This window comes from Tahibacter sp., from assembly GCF_035481375.1.
Taxonomy (GTDB): domain Bacteria; phylum Pseudomonadota; class Gammaproteobacteria; order Xanthomonadales; family Rhodanobacteraceae; genus Tahibacter.
Genome location: NZ_DATIGT010000230.1, coordinates 87,044 through 107,998, shown reverse-complemented (window position 1 = coordinate 107,998; position 20,955 = coordinate 87,044). Strand labels below are relative to the sequence as shown.

At 67.0% G+C, this 20,955-nt stretch carries 12 protein-coding genes and 1 pseudogene; 7 read left to right on the top strand and 6 right to left on the bottom strand.

The window, feature by feature from the left end:
* Positions 1-6 precede the first annotated feature (6 nt).
* The gene (argS, locus tag VLF18_RS15315) at positions 7-1,692 is read right to left on the bottom strand and encodes an arginine--tRNA ligase (protein ID WP_325280504.1); all 1,686 of its coding nucleotides are present in this window, start codon (positions 1,690-1,692) and stop codon (positions 7-9) included.
* A gap of 600 nt (positions 1,693-2,292) precedes the next feature.
* Between argS and VLF18_RS15310 the strand changes: the two genes are divergently transcribed.
* Both VLF18_RS15310 and VLF18_RS15305 read left to right on the top strand, forming a co-directional pair.
* Positions 2,293-5,244: a TonB-dependent receptor gene (locus VLF18_RS15310; protein WP_325280503.1), complete on the top strand. Its 2,952-nt coding sequence runs from the start codon at positions 2,293-2,295 to the stop codon at positions 5,242-5,244.
* A gap of 163 nt (positions 5,245-5,407) precedes the next feature.
* Positions 5,408-7,165, top strand: coding sequence for a hypothetical protein (locus tag VLF18_RS15305; RefSeq protein ID WP_325280502.1), 1,758 nt, complete (start codon positions 5,408-5,410; stop codon positions 7,163-7,165).
* 170 nt (positions 7,166-7,335) lie between these two features.
* On the opposite strand, the gene VLF18_RS15300 is transcribed toward VLF18_RS15305, so the two are convergent.
* Positions 7,336-8,505, bottom strand: coding sequence for a hypothetical protein (locus tag VLF18_RS15300; protein ID WP_325280501.1), 1,170 nt, complete (start codon positions 8,503-8,505; stop codon positions 7,336-7,338).
* A gap of 82 nt (positions 8,506-8,587) precedes the next feature.
* Here VLF18_RS15300 and VLF18_RS15295 point away from each other — a divergent pair, with 82 nt between their 5' ends.
* The 3 genes from VLF18_RS15295 to VLF18_RS15285 all read left to right on the top strand — a co-directional run bounded on the left by VLF18_RS15295 (position 8,588) and on the right by VLF18_RS15285 (position 16,695).
* Positions 8,588-9,520, top strand: coding sequence for a hypothetical protein (locus tag VLF18_RS15295; protein ID WP_325280500.1), 933 nt, complete (start codon positions 8,588-8,590; stop codon positions 9,518-9,520).
* 141 nt (positions 9,521-9,661) lie between these two features.
* On the top strand, positions 9,662-13,204 hold the full coding sequence (locus VLF18_RS15290) for an indolepyruvate ferredoxin oxidoreductase family protein (protein WP_325280499.1): 3,543 nt from the start codon (positions 9,662-9,664) through the stop codon (positions 13,202-13,204).
* 137 nt (positions 13,205-13,341) lie between these two features.
* Positions 13,342-16,695, top strand: a complete 3,354-nt coding sequence (locus VLF18_RS15285; protein ID WP_325280498.1) for a DEAD/DEAH box helicase — start codon at positions 13,342-13,344, stop codon at positions 16,693-16,695.
* Between the two features lie 148 nt (positions 16,696-16,843).
* Here the strand turns inward: VLF18_RS15285 and VLF18_RS15280 are convergent, their stop codons facing one another.
* Complete coding sequence (locus VLF18_RS15280) at positions 16,844-17,674, bottom strand: hypothetical protein (protein ID WP_325280497.1); 831 nt, start codon at positions 17,672-17,674, stop codon at positions 16,844-16,846.
* Between the two features lie 504 nt (positions 17,675-18,178).
* On the opposite strand from VLF18_RS15280, the gene VLF18_RS15275 reads away from it, so the two are divergent.
* Positions 18,179-18,967, top strand: a complete 789-nt coding sequence (locus VLF18_RS15275) for a DUF3667 domain-containing protein (protein ID WP_325280496.1) — start codon at positions 18,179-18,181, stop codon at positions 18,965-18,967.
* Position 18,968: 1 nt separating this feature from the next.
* Here VLF18_RS15275 and VLF18_RS15270 read toward each other — a convergent pair whose 3' ends face one another.
* Positions 18,969-19,598: a DUF938 domain-containing protein gene (locus VLF18_RS15270; RefSeq protein WP_325280495.1), complete on the bottom strand. Its 630-nt coding sequence runs from the start codon at positions 19,596-19,598 to the stop codon at positions 18,969-18,971.
* A gap of 20 nt (positions 19,599-19,618) precedes the next feature.
* Between VLF18_RS15270 and VLF18_RS15265 the strand changes: the two are divergent.
* A pseudogene (locus VLF18_RS15265) lies at positions 19,619-19,786 on the top strand (IS256 family transposase); the annotation flags it as partial.
* Positions 19,787-19,892: 106 nt separating this feature from the next.
* On the opposite strand, the gene VLF18_RS15260 reads toward VLF18_RS15265, so the two are convergent.
* Both VLF18_RS15260 and VLF18_RS15255 read right to left on the bottom strand, forming a co-directional pair.
* Positions 19,893-20,267: a hypothetical protein gene (locus VLF18_RS15260; protein WP_325280494.1), complete on the bottom strand. Its 375-nt coding sequence runs from the start codon at positions 20,265-20,267 to the stop codon at positions 19,893-19,895.
* Between the two features lie 2 nt (positions 20,268-20,269).
* A complete protein-coding gene (locus VLF18_RS15255) occupies positions 20,270-20,917 on the bottom strand; it encodes an RHS repeat-associated core domain-containing protein (protein WP_325280493.1) in 648 nt (215 codons plus the stop codon).
* Positions 20,918-20,955 lie beyond the last annotated feature (38 nt).

The following is a 20,955-nucleotide window of genomic DNA, read 5'->3' as shown; positions in this document are numbered from 1 at the left end:
CCTGCCTTACATGCTCTCGGGCGCATCGACCCCGAGCAGATCCAGACCGTTCGCGACGACGGTGCGTACCGCGTCGGCGAGCGCGAAGCGCGCATCGCGCAGGTCCGCGTCCTCGACCAGGATGTGGCTGTTGTCGTACCACGTGTGGAACGCCGACGCGAGTTCGGTCAGATAGGTCGCGACCAGATGCGGTTCGAGATTCTTCGCGGCGATCTCGACCACTTCGGGGTAGCGCGCGAGCGCGACCATCATGTCCTGGTCGTACTCCGTGTCGAGCCGGTGGAGCGAAGCGAGACCGTTGTTGCGGTCCCAGGTCCAGCCCTGTTCGCCGAAGCGCTCGCGCACGCGGCAGATGCGCGCATGCGTGTACTGCACGTAATAGACCGGATTCTCGCGGACGCGCGAGCGCGCGAGGTCGATGTCGAACGTCAGCTGCGAATCGGGCTTGCGGCCGACGAGGAACCAGCGTGTCGCGTCGCGGCCGACCTCGTCGATGAGATCGCGCAGCGTCACGTAGCTGCCGGCGCGCTTGGACAGCTTCACTTCCACGCCGCCGCGCATGACGGTGACCATCTGATGCAGCACGTACTCGGGCCAGCCCTTCGGGATGCCCATGTCGAGTGCCTGCAGGCCGGCGCGCACGCGCATCACGGTCGAATGATGATCGGCGCCCTGCTCGTTGATGACGCGGCCGAAGCCGCGCTGCCACTTCGTCACGTGATAGGCGATGTCGGGCAGGAAGTAGGTATAGCCGCCCTGCGCCTTGCGCATGACGCGGTCCCTGTCGTCGCCGAACTCGGTCGTGCGCAGCCAGAGCGCGCCGTCCTGTTCGTAGGTATGGCCGGCGGCGATCAGCTTGTCGACGGTGTCGTCGACCTTGCCCTCGGTATACAGCGACGATTCGAGGTAATAGACATCGAAGGTCACGCCGAACGCGCGCAGGTCGAGATCCTGTTCGCGGCGCAGCGCGGCCACGGCGAAGCGGCGGATCGCATCGAGGTCGTCGGGGTCTTTCGCACCGACCACATCGTGGCCGTCGGCGTGCACGGTTTCGCCGGCAAGATAGGCGCGCGCAACCTCCGCGATGTAGTCGCCGCGATAGCCGTCCGTCGGCCAGCCCTCGTCGTCGGGAGCCAGGCCGCGCGCACGCGCCTGCGTCGACAGCGCGAGGTTCGCGATCTGCTGGCCGGCGTCGTTGTAGTAGAACTCGCGCGTGACGTCCCAGCCGGTGGCCTGCAGCAATCGCGCGAGGCAGTCGCCGACGGCAGCGCCGCGGCCATGGCCGACGTGCAGCGGGCCGGTCGGATTGGCCGATACGAATTCGATCTGGACCTTGCGTCCCTCGCCGGCGGTGCTGCGGCCGTAGGCCTCGCCGATCTCGAGGATGCTGCGCACCTCGGCGCGATACGCTGCCGGGCTCAGGAAGAAATTGATGAAGCCGGGACCGGCGATCTCGACCTTTGCGACCTGCGGCGAGGCGGGCAGTGCGGCGACCAGCGCCTGCGCGAGATCGCGCGGCTTCATTCCGGCGGGCTTGGACATCAGCAGCGCGGCGTTTGCCGCGAAGTCGCCATGTTCCTTGCTGCGCGTGCGCTCGATGACGAAGCCGGTGGGAATGTCGGCCGGCACGCTGCCGCTACGCTGCAGCGCTGCCAGCGCCTGCAGCAGCTGGTCGCGGAGAAAGTCTTTCACGGGGGGCCCGAAACGGGAAAAGGAGCCGATTGTAGTCGGCCCGGCTCCACGACCCAAGCCAGGATGCGGGTTTGCGCGCTGACGCGCTGCAATAAATCGTTAACCGACGGCGACTTGGCCCGGCTATCTCGCACTCGCGACAGAAGCCCGCAGCAAGCGCTTGACCGGATTCCGAACTCGGAGCTGTTGACGGCCTTGTGGATAAGTTTGTGGGCAATCCGCGGCAGCGTGGGCCGCGCCGCGATTTAGTCCGGCACAAATCACGCGGAGTCCTTTTCGTAGATTGTTCCAAAACAACGACTTGCCGCGCATCAGCGACGCCGGTCGCATTTCTGCCGGACCCAGCCGGCGAGACCGTTCAGCGCTGTGCATAACCTCGCCGCGGGGACTTGACGATGGCTGCGGCCGGTGCGCCAGCTGACTTTTCGCTGACGCACGGCCGTCACCGAAGCGCAATCCCCACTGCCTACGCTGCGCCGCTCCACCCGCCCTTGGACCGCGCCGCGTCAGGGGGCCCGAACCCGGCAGTCTCTGGCGCAGCCCGCCGGGCGGTACTGCGGGCGCGGGCCGCATGGCCGGCCATTGCTGCCTGGAATGCCGATGTCGTACCCGAGCCTGCCGCTGCGCCGCACTCTTCTTTCCGTCTTTCTTGCCGCCGGCCTCGCCTCGCCGGCATTTGCCCAGTCGCCGGCGGCTTCGCCGCAGGCACAAAGCCAGGGTCTGATTCGTGGCCAGGCGGTTCTCGCCGGCGGCCAGCCGCTCGCGGGCGTCCGCGTCACGGTGCAGGGACTTTCCGATGCCGTGCAGTCGGTGACGCACGAGCTCGTCACCGATGCCGAGGGTCGCTTCCAGGCCGCCGTGCCGGCCGGCGAGTTCGGCCTCACCGCGCAGGCCGACGGCTACGATCTGCTGATCCAGGACGGCCTGCAGGTCCGCAGCGGCGGCACCGCCGAAGCGAAGCTCGTGCTCGGCGCGGCCGGCGCCGCGACGGATTCGGGCGTCGCCGTCGACGCGGCCGTCGCTTCCGCGCCGGTCGCGGCGGATGCCGATGGCACGCAGAAGCTCGGCGGCGTCAATGTACGCGGCAGCTATCAGCGGGGCGGCGAAGCGCTGTATCTCGATGAGAAACGCGCGTCTCCCGTCGTCGCCGAAACGCTCGGCGCCGAACAGATCGCGCGCACCGGCGACTCCGATGCAGCGACGACGCTCAAGCGCGTGACCGGCCTGACCCTCGTCGACGGCCGCTTCGTCTACGTGCGCGGCCTCGGCGAACGCTATTCCAGCGTCGCGCTGAACGGCGCACCGATTCCGAGTCCGGACCCGACGCGCCGCGTCGTCCCGCTCGATCTGTTTCCGACCGACCTGCTCGACGGCGTTGTCGTGCAGAAGGGCTATACGCCGGACATGCCCGGCGAATTCGGCGGCGGCGCGGTGCTGCTGCGCACGCGCGACGTGCCCTCGAAGTTCTTCGTGCGCATCAACGGCACCCTGGGCTATCAGGACGGCACGAGCTTCAAGGACGGCTATACCTACGAAGGCGGCGGACAGGACTGGACCGGCGACGACGACGGCACGCGCGAACTGCCGGATTCGCTTGCCGCCGCGACGGCCGGCGGCCTCGTCCTGCGTCCGCAGACGCCGCTGAATCCGACCGGCGCGACGCCGGCGGAACTCGAGCGCTACGGCGAAGACGTCGCCGCCGGCGGCTACGACGTCAAGCGCGAGACGCTCGCACCGGATCTCGGCTTCTCGGCCGCGATCGGCAATCGCCGGGAGCTCGGCGACGGATCCAAGCTCGGCTTCACCGCCGCAACGCGCTACAACCAGGGCTGGGACCGCAACGAGGAAATCCGCCGCACGTTCCAGGCCTCGTCGGCCGGCCTCGAACCGGCCGACTCGCTCGCGATCGACGACACGCGCCGCAATGTGGATTTCTCTGCTTTCTTGAATCTCGGCTACGAACTCTCGCCGCAGCACCGCTTCAATGCGACCAGCGTGCTGCTGCGCCAGACCGAGGACCGCACGAAGATTTCCGAAGGCGTCCAGGACGAACAGCAGGCGCGCTTCACCGAACTGCGCTGGACCGAGAACCAGCTGTTCGCGCAGCAGCTCGGCGGCAACCATGTGTTTCCGGGCGCGCACGATCTGTCGGTCGACTGGCAGTACACCTGGGCCCGCGCGAACCGCGACGAGCCCGACACGCGCCGCTACCGCTACGACCGCGCGCTCGACGGTTCGCTGTCGTTCTCGCAGCGCTCGGACTCGAACCAGATGACCTGGGCCGAACTCGCCGACTACCAGCGCGACCTGACGCTGAAGGGCAAGCTGCCCTTCGATTTCGACTCCGCCACGCTGGACCTGTCCTTCGGCGGCGAGCGCATGGAGCGCAGCCGCGACGCGAGTCTGCGCAGTTTCTCCTTCAGCGCCGCAGGGCCGCTCGCGCGCGATCCGGCCGTGCTCGCGCTGCCGATCGACGAAGTGCTGAGCCCTGGCCACATCGGCGAGGACGGCTTCGTACTGACCGAGTCGACGCTGCCGACCGACAATTATTTCGCGCGCCAGGACCTGACCGCGTTCTTCCTCGGCCTCGATGCGAACATTGCGCAGAAGTATCGCATTGCACTCGGCGCGCGCCGCGAGAAGAACGACCAGGCCGTCACGACCTTCTCGCTGTCCAACCCCGATGCGCCGCCGGTCGTCGCCGGCGAGGACACGCGCTCGACCCTGCCCGCCGCGGCGTTCACGTGGTCCTACAGCGACGACGCGCAAGTGCGTGCGAGCTACTCCAAGACGCTGTCGCGTCCCGATTTCCGCGAGCTGTCGCCGGCGCCGTACCTCGATCCGCTGCTCGACGTCCAGGTCGTCGGCAATCCGGAACTCGTCTCGGCGAGCATCCGCAACTACGACCTGCGCTGGGAGTACTACTTCTCGCCGGTCGAAACCATCTCGATCGGCGCATTCCTCAAGGAATTCGAGAATCCGATCGAGAAGACGCGCCTGCCCGGCAGCGGCGTCCTGCTGAGCCTCGACAACGCGCAGTCCGCGCGCAACTACGGTGTCGAGTTCGACGTGTCCAAGGGGCTCGAATTCGTCGCCGACTGGCCGGGTTTCCGCCACATCCACGGCGACTGGGCGAACTGGTCGGTCGGCTTCAACTACGCGCGCATCAAATCCAGGATCCAGCTCGATCCGCTCGACGCGAGTTTCCAGACCAACCTGAATCGGCCGATGCAGGGCCAGTCGCCGTACGTCGCGAACCTGCAGATCGGCCATCAGGCCGGCGACGATTCCAGCGAAGCCACGCTCCTCTACAACGTGTCGGGCCGGCGCATCGCCGCGGTCGGCGTCGCAGGTCAGCCGGACATTTACGAGGAAGCCTTCCGCCAGCTCGATTTCCAATACCGCCGCGCGCTCGGCGAGGACTGGTCGATGAAGCTGCGGCTGCGCAACCTGCTCGATCCGGCCGTGCGCTACACGCAGGGTCCGGAAACCACGCGCGATTTCAAGAAGGGCCGCGCGCTGATGCTGACCTTCGAGTGGAAACCGCAGTGAAAAATGAGCCCTCTCCCCCGTGCCCGCTCGGGGGAGAGAGCGCAAACGCATGCTGACTTCGAAGCGTCATCCTTCCGCACAAAGACCGTCATCGCCGCCCGCTACTTTTTTGCGACTACCGCGCCGTAGGGCGTTCCGTCCGTGCAAACAGAGGGTTGAAACGATGCGATTCCCGATCTCCAAGCTGAGCGCGCTGGCAGGCGCTCTCGCTGCCGCGCTGCTCGCGGCGCCGGCCGCCAATGCCGCGATCCGCTTCTCCGAAGCGACCGACGGCCTGTATTCCGATGCGACGCACGGCGGCCGCGGCTGGGTCGTCGACTACATCCCGCGCAAGGATGGCAGCGGCATCCTGTATCTCTACGGCGCCGCCTACGACGAAACCGGCAAGCAGGCCTGGATCACGTCGAACGTCGAGATCAAGGAATTCGAGTTCAAGAAGACCGACGTGCCGATGGCGATGCCGACCGGCGGTCGTTTCGGCGACACCTGGCCGGGCACCGTGAATCCGGTCGTCAATGGCAAGCTCGACATCGAACTGCTGAGCTGCGGCGAACTCAAGATCACGGTCAAGCCGGACGCCTCGACGGGCCTGCCGACCTCGACCCAGACGCTCGTCGCGAGCGCCGACTACGTCGGTTCGCTGGGTGTGCCGGCGGTCAATGAACAGTGCGTGCAGAAGCGCAAGTTCACGAGCTGCCCAACCGGCAGCACGCTGGTCGCCGACCGTACCTGCCAGATCACCGGCACGATCGGCACGAACATGACGCTGACGAACGAGACGACCTGGGTGCTCAAGGGTCTCGTCAAGGTCGGCAGCGACAACAGCGCGCGGGTCAAGCTCAACATCGAACCGGGTACGCTGATCACGGGTTCGGGCCAGGCCGCGGACTATCTCTACGTCGAGCCGGGCTCGCAGATCTTCGCGCAGGGCCTGCCGCACGCGCCGATCATCTTCACGAGCCCGGCCGACGGCGTCGGCACGACCGCGCCGAAGCCCGGCGACTGGGGCGGCGTGGTCGTCTCCGGCAATGCGCCGAACAACAAGTGCGCCGCTGCGCCGTTCGACTGCCGCAGCGAATTCGATCCGACCCTGCGCTACGGCGGCAACAATGCGCACGAGAGTTCGGGCGTGATCCAGTACGTCCAGTCGCGCTACGCCGGCTATATTTTCCAGACCGGTCGCGAAGTGAACTCTTTCACGTTCCAGTCCGTCGGTGACGGCACCGTCGTCGACCATGTGCAGGCTTTCCGCGGCAAGGACGACGGCTTCGAGTTCTTCGGCGGCAACGTCAACGTGAAGTACGCGATCGTCACCGAAGCCGGCGACGACGGCCTCGACTGGGACGAAGGCTACAACGGCAACATCCAGTACGTGCTGCTGCAGCACGGCGCGGGCCTCGGCGAAGACAACGGCATCGAAGCGTCGAATCAGAATGCCAACCAGGATGCGACGCCGCGCGCGATGCCGACGGTTTCGAACCTGACCTTCATCGGCAACGGCAACGGCGGCTACGGCGTCTACCTGAAGGAAGGTACCGGCGGCCGCATCAAGAACTCCGTCATCACCGGCTTCAAGAACGGCTGTGTCTACCTGACCAACGGCCCGACCTGGACCTCGGCCGGCACGCCGACCGCGCTCAGCGGCAACCTGACGATGGACCACAACCTCGTCTCCTGCACGACGAACTTCAACCAGGGTTCGGGTTCGCCGTGGACCACGGAAGCGTTCTACAACGCGCAGAGCGGCAACAAGGTCGGCGAACCGCTGCTGCAGGGCTTCCTGCCGAAGGCCGGCTCGCCGCTGCTCGACGGCGGTGCGTCCGCCACCAGCGTCTGGTTTGCGCCGGTCTCCTACATCGGCGCGTTCCGCGACGCGAATGACGACTGGACCCGCGGCTGGGCCTACAACCTGACGCGCTGATTTCGCACGGAGCTTCACAGCACAAGGACGTGCCGCAGGGACGCGGACACCATAAAGGACCGGCCTGGCGTGCGGGATGCGCACGGCGCGCCGCGGTGCAGGGAAGCGCCGATTTTCTTGAACGCGAAAGGGCGCGGATCACCGCGCCCTTTCGCATTTCTGCCGCCGGCTCAATGCATCGCCGGGCCGGGCAGCGTCACCGCGAGATCGTCCGCGGTCGCATCGAGTTCGATGCCGCCGAGGCGAACCAGCTGTTCCGACGCGCCATAGCGCGCCGCGAACTGCGGCAGGCCGACATCGAAGCCTGCCTGATCGAGCGGCCACGCATGCGCGAGCAGCCGCACGCGACGATCCGGCGCAATCTGCGCAACGCTGATCACGACTACGCCGAGGCCGCGCGCCTCGTGCGAGAACAGCGTCGGCGGCGGCAGCGACGGATCGGGCTCGGCGAGCCGCTGCGCCGGCAGCGACGTCGCGCCGGCGTCGCCGTCGAAACGGACGGCGACGCCGTGCGCACCGAGCAGCGCGACGTACTGACGCAGTTCGAACAGCCAGCCCGCATAGTCGGTCACACGCTCTTCGCGACTGCGTCCCGCGCCGAAGGCTGCTGCCCAGTCGGCGTAGACCGGCAACGCGCAGTGCACCGCACCGTCCCGGAAGACGAGTTTCTGACCGCGCGCGGTCGACGCCTCGCCGCTGCGCGTCGGGTATAACAGCGCAAATTCCAGCATTTGCCACAATGCGGAATAGCCCGCATGTTCGAGCTGGCTGCAGATTAGCGCGCAGAGGTCGTGGCGCGTCAGATAGCGCGCATGCTCCAGGCGCACGCCGAGCGTGCGCATGAGGAAATCGGCCGTCGCGCGGCCGGCCTCGCCCTTGGCCATGAACACGCTCTCCATCCGCGCGCCGAGATCGGTCGCGAGCGCTTCGGGCGCGCTGAAGGTCCACGGCACGAGCAGCAGCGGGCTCGGCGGATCGGACACGAGCGGCTGCAGTGCGTCGCCCGGCATCGCGCCGGCATGACTGCCGAACGCGACGATGCGGCCGCCTTCGGCACCGGCGAGCGCCTGGCTGTGATGCGCGAGTTCGGAAAGGCCCGCGAACAGCGGCCAGCCCGGATGCAGCAGTTGCACGCTGTCATAGAGCGCGCCGAGCACGAGCAGGTCGGCCTGATCGGCGCCGGCGCCATCGCGTTCGGCGGGCAACAGGCGGAGCAGGTCGTCGGCGATGTGGCGTGCCAGCGCGTCCGCGGCCTCGCGGCCCAGCGTGAACGACGACGGAGTGGCGCCGGGCGACAGCTCGAGCGCGAGCACGCCGGGGCTGTGAAGGATCTCTGACATGGGGATAGTGCGACGGGCGCGCTGCGGCGCGCGGGGCCGGCGAGTGTAGCATTCGGGTTTCGACCGACCGCCGCCGCATTCCGTGATCGCCAAGCTACGTTCCCAGCTCCCCGACGCCTGGCAATTCTTCATCGCGCCTGCGCTGGCCGCGGTACTTCCGTGGAGGCTCGGGTTCCGCTGGCTGCGCTGGCTGAGCCGCCGGCCGGGCAGCGCGTTCGACGAGCCGGCCCGGGCGGCGGCGGCGGCGGCACCCGACTATCTCGCGATCGACGACCGCGACGCATTCGCCGCGAACGTGCGGCTGAACTGCCTCTGGGACACGGCCGATCTGTACCTGTCGCTGCTGCGCCGCCGCCGCGCACGTCTGCCTTGGCACGTGCAGCAGGTCGGCGAATGGCCGCGCGACTCGCATTTCATCGCGGCGGGTTTCCATCACGGCCACGGCCACTGGGTGTTCCGCACATTGGCGCGCGCCGGCTTCGACGCGAGCCTCGTTTCCGCGCGCTGGGACCGCGCCGACTATCCCGGCCTGCCGCTGCGCTACTGGTACGGCCGCCTGCGCGGCGGCGACGTGCAGCGCCTGAGCGGCCGGCCCGTCGTGTTCCGGCCGGGCGCGAAAGCGCAGCTCGCGCGGGCGCTCGACGAGGGCGCGACCGTCGTCAGCGTGCTCGACATGCCGCCACGAATGGCGCCGCGGGGCCAGCAGCCGGTGCGCCTGCTCGGCCGGGACGCGAGCTTTCCCGACGGCACGCTCGCGCTCGCCAGGGCCGCCGGCGTGCCGGTCGTGCCGTACTGGATGGAGTTCGACCTCGCCCGCGGCGTACGGCGTTTCGTGATCGGCGAGCCGCTCGATCCGGCCGACCCGGCCACACTGCAGAAACTCGCCGACCTGCTCGACCGCGCGATCCGTCTCACGCCGAGCGCCTGGTTTTTCTGGCCCGAATGGCCGCGCTGGATCGCCGATGCGCCCGAGGCGGTCGGCCGCGCGGCGACAGGTGCAGCCGACGGCAACTGAGCGCGCACCGCCGGCGACGCTAAATCCCGGCCGGAAAAAGGGGATTTTCCGCCGGTTGTCCGGACCTGCCCCCGTCGTGGCGTTGTGTCACGATGGTTAAACTTTGCGCTTCCCTCTCGCTCGCCTTCCGGGTCCCTTCCCATGTCCGTGCCAGCCATCCAGCCAGCCGTCGAGATCGATCGCGACTACAGCCTTGAGCACAAGTACACACGTAGCGAAGGCCGCATCTATCTGTCGGGCGTGCAGGCGCTCGTGCGCCTGCCGCTGATGCAGCAGATGCGCGACCGTGCCGCCGGCCTCAACACGGCGGGTTTCATCTCGGGCTACCGCGGCTCGCCGCTCGGCGGCTTCGACCTCGAACTCTGGAAGGCGAAGAAGCACCTCAAGTCCTCGAACATCGAGTTCACGCCGGGTCTCAACGAAGACCTCGGCGCGACCATGGTCTGGGGCTCGCAGCAGGCCAATCTGTTCCCGGGTGCGAAATACGACGGCGTGTTCGCGATGTGGTACGGCAAGGGTCCCGGCGTGGACCGCTGCGGCGACGTGTTCAAGCACGGCAACGCCGCCGGCACCTCCAGGCACGGCGGCGTGCTCGCGCTGGCGGCGGACGACCATGCCTGCCGCTCCTCCACATTGCCGCATGGTTCCGAACTGGAATTCGTGTCCGCGATGATGCCGGTGCTCAATCCCGCCGGCGTGCAGGACATTCTCGACATGGGCCTGCTCGGCTGGGCCATGTCGCGCTTCACCGGCCGGTGGGTCGGCTTCAAGACGATCGCCGAAACCGTGGAGTCCTCCGCGTCGGTCAACGTCAATCCGCATCAGCTCGACATCGTGATGCCGGAAGACTTCGTGCTGCCGGCCGGCGGCCTGAGCATCCGCTGGCCCGATCCGCCGCTCGACCAGGAAATGCGCCTGCACCAGTACGCGGTGCAGGCCGCCGTCGCGTTCGCGCGCGCGAACCGCATCGACCGCACCGTCATCGATTCGCCGAAAGCGCGCCTGGGCATCGTGACGACCGGCAAGAGCTATCTGGACGTGCTGCAGGCGCTGGAATACCTCGGCATCGGCGAACGCGAAGCCGCCGACATCGGCCTGCGCGTCTACAAGGTCGGCATGACCTGGCCGCTGGAACCGATCGGCATCCGCGAATTTGCGCGCGGCCTCGAAGACATCATCGTCGTCGAGGAGAAGCGCTCCTTCATCGAATCGCAGATGAAGGAGCACATGTACAACTGGGATCACCACACGCGTCCGTCGATCGTCGGCAAGTACGACGAGGCCGACAACTGGATCCTGCCGTCGACGAACGAACTCACGCCGGCGCGCATCGCGCGCGTGATCGCCAAGCGCCTGTCGCGCTTCTTCACCTCGGAAACCATCGAGAACCGCCTCGCGTTCCTTGCCGCGAAGGAAAAGGAACTCGCGCTGCCGCGCGCGAGCTTCCCGCGCGCCGCGCACTACTGCTCGGGCTGCCCGCACAACACCTCGACCGTGGTGCCGGAAGGCTCGCGCGGCCTCGGCGGCATCGGCTGCCACTACATGGTCACGTGGATGGACCGCCGCACCGAGACGTTCACGCAGATGGGCGGCGAAGGCACGACCTGGTGCGGGCAGGCGCCGTTCACCGACACGAAGCACGTGTTCCAGAACCTCGGCGACGGCACCTATTTCCATTCGGGTTCGCTCGCGATCCGCCAGGCCATCGCTGCGAAGGTCAACATCACCTACAAGATCCTCTACAACGACGCGGTTGCGATGACCGGCGGCCAGCCCGTCGACGGCACGCTGACCGTGCCGGACATCGCGCATCAGGTCCGCGCCGAGGGCGTGAAGACCATCGTCGTGCTGTCCGACGACATCGGCAAATGGACACGCCCGGAAATCTTCCCCGAGGGCGTCGAATTCCTCGACCGCAGCCAGCTCGACGCGGTGCAGAAGCGCCTGCGCGAAACGCCGGGCGTCACGATCATCATCTACGACCAGACCTGCGCGACCGAAAAGCGCCGCCGCCGCAAACGCGGCAAAATGGAAGATCCGAAAAAGCGCGTCTTCATCAACACGCAGGTCTGCGAAGGCTGTGGCGACTGCGGCAAGAAGTCGTTCTGCGTCTCGGTGCTGCCGAAGGAAACCGAGTTCGGCCGCAAGCGCGAGATCGACCAGTCCAACTGCAACAAGGACTATTCCTGCGTCAAAGGCTTCTGTCCGAGCTTCGTCACCGTGCACGGCGGCGGCCTGAAGAAGCGCAAGGGCGTGGGCAAGGTCGATTTCGATGCGCTGCCGCAGCCGCAGTTCGCCTCCGACCTCGCGCAGCCCTGGAACATCCTCGTGACCGGCATCGGCGGTACCGGCGTCGTCACGATCGGCGCGCTGGTCGGCATGGCCGCGCACCTCGAAGGCAAGGGCGCGACCGTGCTCGACCAGACCGGCCTCGCGCAGAAGGGCGGCGCCGTAACCTGTCACCTGCGCATCGCGCGCGATCCGTCGGACATCCATGCGGTGCGCATCGCCGCGGGTGAAGCCGACCTCGTGCTCGGCTGCGACATGGTCGTCGTCAACGACTACTGGGCGCTGTCGAAGATCCGCGCCGGCCGCACGCATGCCGTACTGAACACCTATGAAGCGATGCCGGGCACGTTCACGACGCGCCCCGACATGCAGTTTCCGTCGGAACAGATCGTCGCCGCGGTCAAGGTCGCACTCGGCGACGAGGCCCCCGAACTCATCGATGCAACGGGTCTTGCGACCACGCTGCTCGGCGACTCGATCATGGGCAACCTGTTCATGCTCGGCTATGCCTGGCAGAAGGGCTGGGTGCCGCTGAGCCTCGATGCGCTGATCCGCGCGATCGAACTCAACGGTGCGGCAATCGAACAGAACCGCGCCGCCTTCAACTGGGGCCGCATGGCGGCGCACGACGTCGCCGCGGTGCTGGCCGCCACGGGCAAGAATGCGCAGCCTGAAGTGCCCGATGCACTCGCCCAGGGCGGCGACAGCCTGCTCGACGACCGCCTGATCTCGCCCGACCTCGACAGCGTGATCGCGCGCCGCGTCGCATTCCTGACCGAATACCAGGACGCGAACTACGCGCAGAAGTACCGCGACCTGGTCGAGCGCGTGCGGGCGGCCGAAGCCGCGAAGGCACCCGGCGCGTCCGCGCTCAGCGAAGCCGTCGCGCGCTATGCGTTCAAGCTCATGGCCTACAAGGACGAGTACGAAGTCGCACGCCTGTACAGCCGCCCGCAGTTCCTCGAACAGATCCGCGCAACCTTCGACGGCGACTACAAGCTGCACTTCCACCTCGCGCCGCCGCTGCTCGCGCGCCGCGACAGCGAAGGCCATCTCGTCAAGCGCGAGTACGGGTCCTGGATGCTGACCGCATTCCGCCTGCTCGCGAAGTTCAAGGGCCTGCGCGGCGGTGCGCTCGACGTCTTCGGCAAGACTGCCGAACGCCGCATGGAGCGCCAGTGGATCGCCGACTACTTCGCCGCCGTCGATGAACTGCTGCGCACGCTCGACAACGACAACCGAGCCCTCGCCGTCGACATCGCGAGCGTGCCCGAGCAGATCCGCGGCTACGGCCACGTCAAGGAAGAACACGAAGCCAAGGCCAAGGCGCGCTGGAACGAACTGCTCGCGATCTGGCGCAATCCGAAGGCGGTGCCGGTCAAGCTCGTGGCCTGATCGCGTACCGCCCTGCCGCGCCGGCTTTGCCGGCGCGGTACACCCGCACTCGCGCGCATCGATTGTCGGCATAATCGGCGTTTCTCTGTCGCCGCGGCCGACGCTTCCGTCGTCGCGACGAAAGCGTCGGGAGGCCCATGGATCGGTCGCAGTTCATCCAGCTGCTAGCGCGCATGAATTTCCGCCGCGTGTTCAGCGATGCCGTACTCGAGCGCGGTTCGGACTACGTCGACAGCGGCCGCGTGCTGGACAAGGAATACGTGACCGAGGGCGCGGCCGGCATGCTGATCGGCTTCGTCCAGGGCAATTCCACCGAACCCTACCGCTGCGGCTTCCGCCTGCTGCCGCAGGGCCGCGAGGCCCTCGTCGACACCTACTGCAGCTGCCCCTACGGCGCCGGCTGCAAGCATGTCGCCGCGCTCGTGCTTGAAGCCATGGGGGAAGACTGGGAGCTCGACGACGACGGCGATGCCGGGTTCATGCTGAGCGCGCCGCCGTCGCCGGCGCAGCCCAAGCCTGACCTGCGTCCGTGGGAACACTGGCTGTCGACCTTGAACCTGCCGGCCGCGCCGACCGGCCAGGTCGCCGAGGACCGCGTGCTCGGCTTCCTGTTCGAGACGGCGCCGGGCTTTCCGAACGGACTCTGCGCGCAGGCCATGTGGTTCCGCCACGGCAAGCGCGGCGGTCTCGTGTCGCCGCGCCCGGTGCAGCCCGCGCTCGGCCGCGGCGATCCGTGGGTCGGCCTGTCGCCGGACGAGTTCCAGCGCATCGCCGAACTGCGCATGGCGCATACCGAATATCTGCGCAACGGCAGCTGGCAGCGGCTGGCCTCGCCGCGCCACGAAGCGTGGCTCAGCGATGTGCTCGGCCACACGCCCTGCTACTTCGGCAAGCCCGGCAGTGCAGCGCTGCGGCTCGGTCCGCGGCGCGGCGTCGAGTGGGCTTGGCGCGCCGAGCCCGACGGCACGCAGCGCATGGCGGGCATCGTGACCGGCGCTGCGACGGGTACGGAGCTCCTGAAGATCGCAGGCCTGTGGTACTGGGATCCCGCGGCCAGCGAGATCGGCCCGGTCGACGGCGACCCGGCGATGGCCGAACGCCTGCTGCGTGCACCGTCGGTGCAGCCCGAGCAGGCGCCGTTGCTGCGCGAACGCTGGAAAGCCACCGAGTCGCTGGCCGACCTGCCGATGCCGGCCGATCACGGCGACATCGAGGAAATCCAGGTCGCGCCGACGCCGGTTCTGCGCCTGGGCACGCTCAAGGCGCGGCCGCCGGCGCGCGCGGGCGGGCCGCCGTATACCGCCGGCAGCCTGCAGCTGAGCTTCGACTACGCCGGCCATCGCATCGAATACGCGACGCCGCAGCCCCGCGTGCGGCGCTTCGTCGACGGCCACGTCGTCGACATCCGGCGCGACCGCAGCGCCGAGATCGCGGCATCCGAACGCCTCGACCGCCACAAGCTCGTCGAAGCCAACGACGTGGCCTACGCGCACGGCCTGCGCGACCCGGTCCTGTCCGGCGTGTTCGTGCTCGAGCGCGGCCGCAGCGAACTCGCGCCGCCCGATCATCTGCTCGCGCTCGCGATGCGCCTGCAGGCCGATGGTTTCCAGCTCGAATTCGACGCGGGCTCGCCGGTCGAGATCCTGCCCGCGCCCGACGCCTGGCACGCCGATGTCAGCGACAGCGGCAACGGCAACGCCTGGTTCGATCTGTCGCTCGGTATCGACATCGCCGGCGAACGCGTCGACCTGCTGCCGATCCTGCAGCGCGCGCTGACCGATCCGTCGTTTCCGCTGACGGCCCCGGCCAAGGAGGCCGCCGATGCGATCTGGCTCGCGCCGATCGACGCGCGGCGCCGCGTGCCGCTGCCGGTCGCGCGCGTGCGCGCGCTGATCGCGCCGCTGCTCGAATGGCTGGAGCTCGGCACCGCGCGCGGCAGCCTGCAGTTGCGCCGCGCCCAGGCCGGCATCGTCGAAGAACTGTCGCACGGCGCCGCGGCACTGCCCTGGCGCGGCGCGAGCCGGCTCAAGGACATGCTCGCGCAGTTGCGCGCGGAGCGGCAGCCCGTGTCCGAGCCCGAAGGTTTTGGAGCGCAGCTGCGCCCGTATCAGCGCGACGGCCTCGCCTGGCTCGAATTTCTCGGCCAGGCCGGACTCGGCGGCATCCTGGCCGACGACATGGGCCTCGGCAAGACCGTCCAGGTGCTCGCGCATCTCGAAACCATGCGCCAGCGCGGCGAACTGGAGCAGCCGGCGCTCGTCGTCGCACCGACCAGCCTGGTCTGGAACTGGCGCGCCGAAGCGCACCGCTTCGCGCCGCAGCTGCGTGCGCTGATCCTGCACGGCGCCGCGCGCGACGCGAACTTCGCGGCGATCCCCGAACACCATCTCGTCATCACGACCTATCCGCTGCTCGCGCGCGACCGCGACATACTCGTCGAGCAGTCGTTCTCGCTGCTGATCCTCGACGAGGCGCAGGCGATCAAGAACGCGCGCACGCAGGCCGCCAAGGTCGTGCGCGAACTCGACGCGCGCCGCCGGCTCGCGATGACGGGCACGCCGCTCGAGAACCATCTCGGCGAACTCTGGGCGCAGTTCGACGCGGTCGAGCCGGGACTGCTCGGCGACGAGCGCTCATTCATGCGCCACTACCGCACGCCGATCGAACGCCATGCCGACGCCGAGCGCCAGGCCAAGCTGCACAAGCGCATCGCGCCGCTGATGCTGCGCCGGCGCAAGGAAGACGTACTGCTCGACCTGCCGCCGAAGACCATCATCGAGCGCGGCGTCGAACTCGTCGGCAAGCAGCGCGAACTCTACGAATCGCTGCGCCTCGCGCAGCACGAGCGCGTGCGCGAGGCGATCCGCGAACGCGGCCTCGCCCAGTCGGGCATCGTCGTGCTCGACGCGCTGCTGAAGCTGCGCCAGGTCTGCTGCGACCCACGCCTGGTCAAGCTCGAACGCGCGCGCAAGGCGCCCGAGTCGGCCAAGCTCGACCTGCTGCTCGACCTGCTGCGCGAACTCGTCGCCGAAGGCCGCCACGTGCTCGTGTTCTCGCAGTTCGCCGAGATGCTGGAACTCATCGAGCAGGCGCTGACCGCCGAAGCCATCCGCTACCAGACCCTGACCGGCCAGACGCGCAATCGCGCCGAACTCGTCGACGAGTTCCAGTCCGGGACCGTGCCGGTGTTCCTGATCAGCCTCAAGGCCGGCGGCGTCGGCCTGAACCTGACCATGGCCGACACCGTGATCCACTACGACCCGTGGTGGAACCCGGCCGTCGAGGCCCAGGCCACCGACCGCGCGCACCGCATCGGCCAGGACAAGCCCGTATTCGTCTACAAGCTGATCTGCACCGGCACCGTCGAGGAAAAGATCCAGGACATGCAGCAGCGCAAGGCCGACCTCGCCCAGGCCGTGCTCGAAGGCGGCACGACCCAGGCGCTGCGCTTCGACGAGAGCGATCTGGCGGAGCTGTTCGGGATCGAATGAGTTGCACTGCGGCTCGACACACTGTCCTGAGGCGCCGCGTGCCTTGCTTCATCACGCGCTCCACGCGAGCGTGGTGACGACACTCGGCCGTTAGATCGTCATGCAAAGAGCGGCCGGCCCCGGAAGTCGGGCCGGCCGCCCGCGAACATCATTCGCCCGGTTGCGGGTCGATGGCGTCCTGAATCGCATCGGCCAACCGGGAGGCGACGGCGATCCCGGACTCGGCGCGACCGCAGGCCACATAGGCGGTCGTGTACTGGCGATTCGCGGCCGCCGCGACACACTGCGCGGCATCGCGCGAAGCCGACGCCAGCGCGCCGAGCGCGGCGTTCTCCGTCGCCTGCACGCTGGCCTCGCGATCACTCAGTGGCGTGCGGCGACGCAAGGCGACGCGATCGGCCAGCGACGCGTTGAGATCGCCGACCTGCGTCTGCAGGTCACGCAAGGCCGGCAGTATCAGTGACTGTCGCCGAGGGTCGGCGAGGTCGGCACGCAGGCTGGCGCTGATCGACGGCACCAGGTTCCAGTTCGCGTGGAGCTTGATCGGGAAGTTCGGCAGGCAATTGCAGGCGGGGATCTTGCCCTGGGCGTTTATCCAGCCGCCGCCGGCGTGTGTGGAAATCTCCATGTAGCTGGCGCCGAGCGGAGGCGCAAACGTCTGGCTGTGGTCCCGGTATTCAATGGTCAGCGAATTGTGCGGACAGCCGTTGCCCGGCACCCAGACGTGGACGTCTTCATTGAAGTTCGCGCTGGACATCGTATTGCCGTACCCATCGACCCAGCGATAGTAGTCGGGGCTGCTGAAGCGCCGGCCGCAGGCCCAGCCCGGGCGGACCAGCGCGGGTCCGGAACCGGCGGAAATGTCGCCTTCCTGGTGGAATCCGTCGTCGTCGAAGTACCACACGCGATAATCGGCGTGCGCGGTTCCGATGGCCATCATCATGAGCGTGAGCGTGGAGGAAAGAAGTCGGGAGATCATGGGCGTGTACCTGAAAAGGTGAGAGGAAGGGCGAGCCGGGCGTGCTTCGCAGCCGGGCCGGCCGTCCGGTGCGTCATATGCATCGGTATCCACACGTACGATCCGGACAAACTTCACGGATCATCAATCTGCAAAATTCACCTCGGTCGGGCGCGCCCGGCATACCGTGAGGACCGCTGCGCGCGCTGCGCACGCGCGCCCTCCGGTGCGCGCCGATGGCGACGCCGCCTGCGCTTCGGCAGCAGTGCACCCCAGCCCGCAAGTGCGTGCCGCACGCAGGTCGTGATCGTCCGCGCGCGCAGACATGCCGCTCGCCAGATTCGTTTCCCATCGATCCGACATGACACATGCCTCCCGTCTCGTGACACCTGGGCTCGACAGGTGTCCGCCCCTTAGGCGCACGACGATCGACGGAAGCGGCCGCGGCCGTTCGGCCGGTGTCCGCACGGAGGAAACTGCGCCGTTTCGCGTACCGCCCGGGGACTTCCTTCGCCGAGCGCCGCCGTGACTGTTCCCGCCAAGCCCGTCATTCTGTCCGACGCCTTCTTCGCCGAAGCCGTCTGCCGCAACTGCGGCGCTGCACTGCACGGTCCGCACTGCGCGCACTGCGGGCAGAAGAAGGCCGGCCGCATCGGCCTTGGCTCGGTACGCAGCGAGGCCTGGGAGAAGCTGCGCCTGTTCGAACTCGACCAGCTGCAGTCGACCCTGCGTCTCGTCGTCGGTCCTGGCAAGGTCGCGCGCGACTACGTCTACGGCGTGCGCAAGCGTCACACGCATCCACTCAAGCTGCTGCTGCTCGCGATCGCGGTGCTGCTCGTGGTGCTCGCGCAGACCCGCTATCTGAATTCGGCCAACGTGCAGGTCTCCAAGGTCATGGAGACCGTGCGCAAATACGCCGAGTGGTCGTTCTCGCTCGGCCTCGTCGCGATCTGGTGCGCGTCGATGGCCGGCTTCCGCCGGCGTCTGGGCTTCAACGCGGTCGAGCACCTCGTGCTCGCGCTGTATGCGCACTTCGTCATCATCGTGGCCAACATCGCGAACCAGCTGCCGCTGCTCGTGCTGCGCACGCCCGCTTGGCTGGCCTGGCACAAACAGTGGTCCGGCGTGTACATGGGCCTCATCGAGCCGGCCATCGTGCTGCTCGCGCTCGCGCAGTTCTTTCTCGTCGACCTGCGCCGCCAGTGGTGGCGGCTCGTCCTCGCCGGCGCCGTCTTCGTCGCCACCAAGAAACTGCTCGTGTACGCCTATGCGTGGCTGCTCGTGAAGTTCGCGCTGGCGCGTGCGGCCGCCTGATTCAGCCGCCGCGCGCCGGTTCATCCAATGCCGCAACGCGGCGCCAAATGCGGCAGCGATTGTTAGCCGGCATCGCGTGATCGGCGACGAGGACGAGACCATGCCTCGCCGCGAGCGCATCGACCTCGGCCGTATCGCGAATGCCGCGATGCGGCGCGGCGGCGCGCAGCGCGCGGTCGAAGGCTTCGTTGCTGTCGCTCGTGAAACGTCTGTCGACATTGAACGGACCGTAGATCGCGAGGACGCCGCCGGCGCGCAGGCAGGCGGCGATGCCGGCGAACATCCGCTCGACTTCGTTCCAGCTCATGATGTGCAAGGTGTTCGCGCTGAACACGGCATCGCAGGCGCGTGTCGGCCAGTCGTCCTGCGCGACGTCGAGCTCCACCGGCGCCGGCGTGTTCGGCAGCGTCGCATCGGCGAGCCAGGCACGGATGCCGGGCAGGTTGTCGGCGCGATCGGACGTCTGCCAGCGCAGATGCGGCAGATGCGCCGCGAAATGCACCGCGTGCTGGCCCGTGCCGCTGCCGATCTCGAACACGTCGCGCACGTCGCGGAATGCCTCGCGCAGCACTTCGAGTATCGGCTCGCGATTGCGTTCGCAGGCGGCGGAATGGGGTTTGTCGTTGTTCATCGGTACTTCGTTCCGAACACACGCGCGACCGGCGCATCTTTCTGAACGACGATTTTGCGCTGAAGTCACTGACTCTAGCGATCAGAGAAGCGTCGAAAAACTGGATGGCGATCCATCACTGGAAGCCTGCACTGCAGAGCTTCCAGGTGATGTTCGGTGAAGAGCGTGTGCCGTTGGCTGCACTGTGAAAAAGCCTGTTACACAGTTTGTTTGACAGCCCCCCACGGGCAGTGGCCATCACTGAGAAACCCCGGTTGAATCGCCTGGGTGTAAAGCGACCCGTCATCTAGTGCACTAGAACTGAGGATTAGCTTCGCCAGCGTATGAGAAAGAATAAAGCAGCCGCCCGCTTTTCACCGCATAAATGACATAAACATCCTCGACGCCGTGCGTCTGAAACACGTAATACTCATACACCGCACCAGGAACTACGCGAAGGAAGGTCAACTGCTTCCCGTTTTTCAATCCATTTTGCAACGCATCTTCTATCAACGATGGATTACCTTCGCCTAGAGAGCGGGAAGCATTGATCAAGTCCGGCACGCGCTCAAGCTGCACATTGAACACTGCGTAATCGAGCGTCTTCGGCCCAGCTTGGCGGCATCCAGCTACCGCGACAAGATAAAAAATGAATAATAAAAAACATACAAATTTATTTTTACTAGTCACGATCAATCAACTTTAGGGTTCTTTTCGTCGATCTCAGCAGTTGGCTGCGACGTCCTTTGAATTGCTTTGATCATGTCCCCAGCAGCACGAGCCGCCTTATTCTCCGTGGAAGACTGACCATTTGACTCGATCTTCCTACTCTTGGTGCCAGAATCTGCTTCCGCAGAATGGCTTACCTCGTGACTAAGTCCAGCAAGTGCAGGTCGTTCGTAGCCGTTTGACTGGGTGTTGTTGTAGGGATCGTAATAAATGTCTGTCCCCTCCCCAATCCCGTTCGACTCGTTGATACCATCCGATGCGGAGGAGTTGAAGGGATTACTCGGGCTGTCCGGACCTTTGGCGTCCGATATTGTATGCACGTTCTTTGAACTCTCGAGTTGCAACATGCGCTGTGCAAATCCCTTCTCAATTTTCCTGCCATATGCTACGTCAGCTTTGACTTTAGCTACATATGTTTCGGACCCAACGTACTTCACTTCGCGCCCGTCGGGGTCGATGTTCTTATAGGGGTTGTTGTTGGCGTACCAGTAGCGATTGAAGTTGCCGCCCAACTGCATGTCGGTCGTTACCGGATCGTTGCTCAAGAACCGCCCGATGAGCGGATCGTAGTAGCGCGACGACGAGGGAAGACACCCGACCTTTCGGCGCATCGTGCAACGGACGGCAAGCTTGCACGTCAACCTTGCCG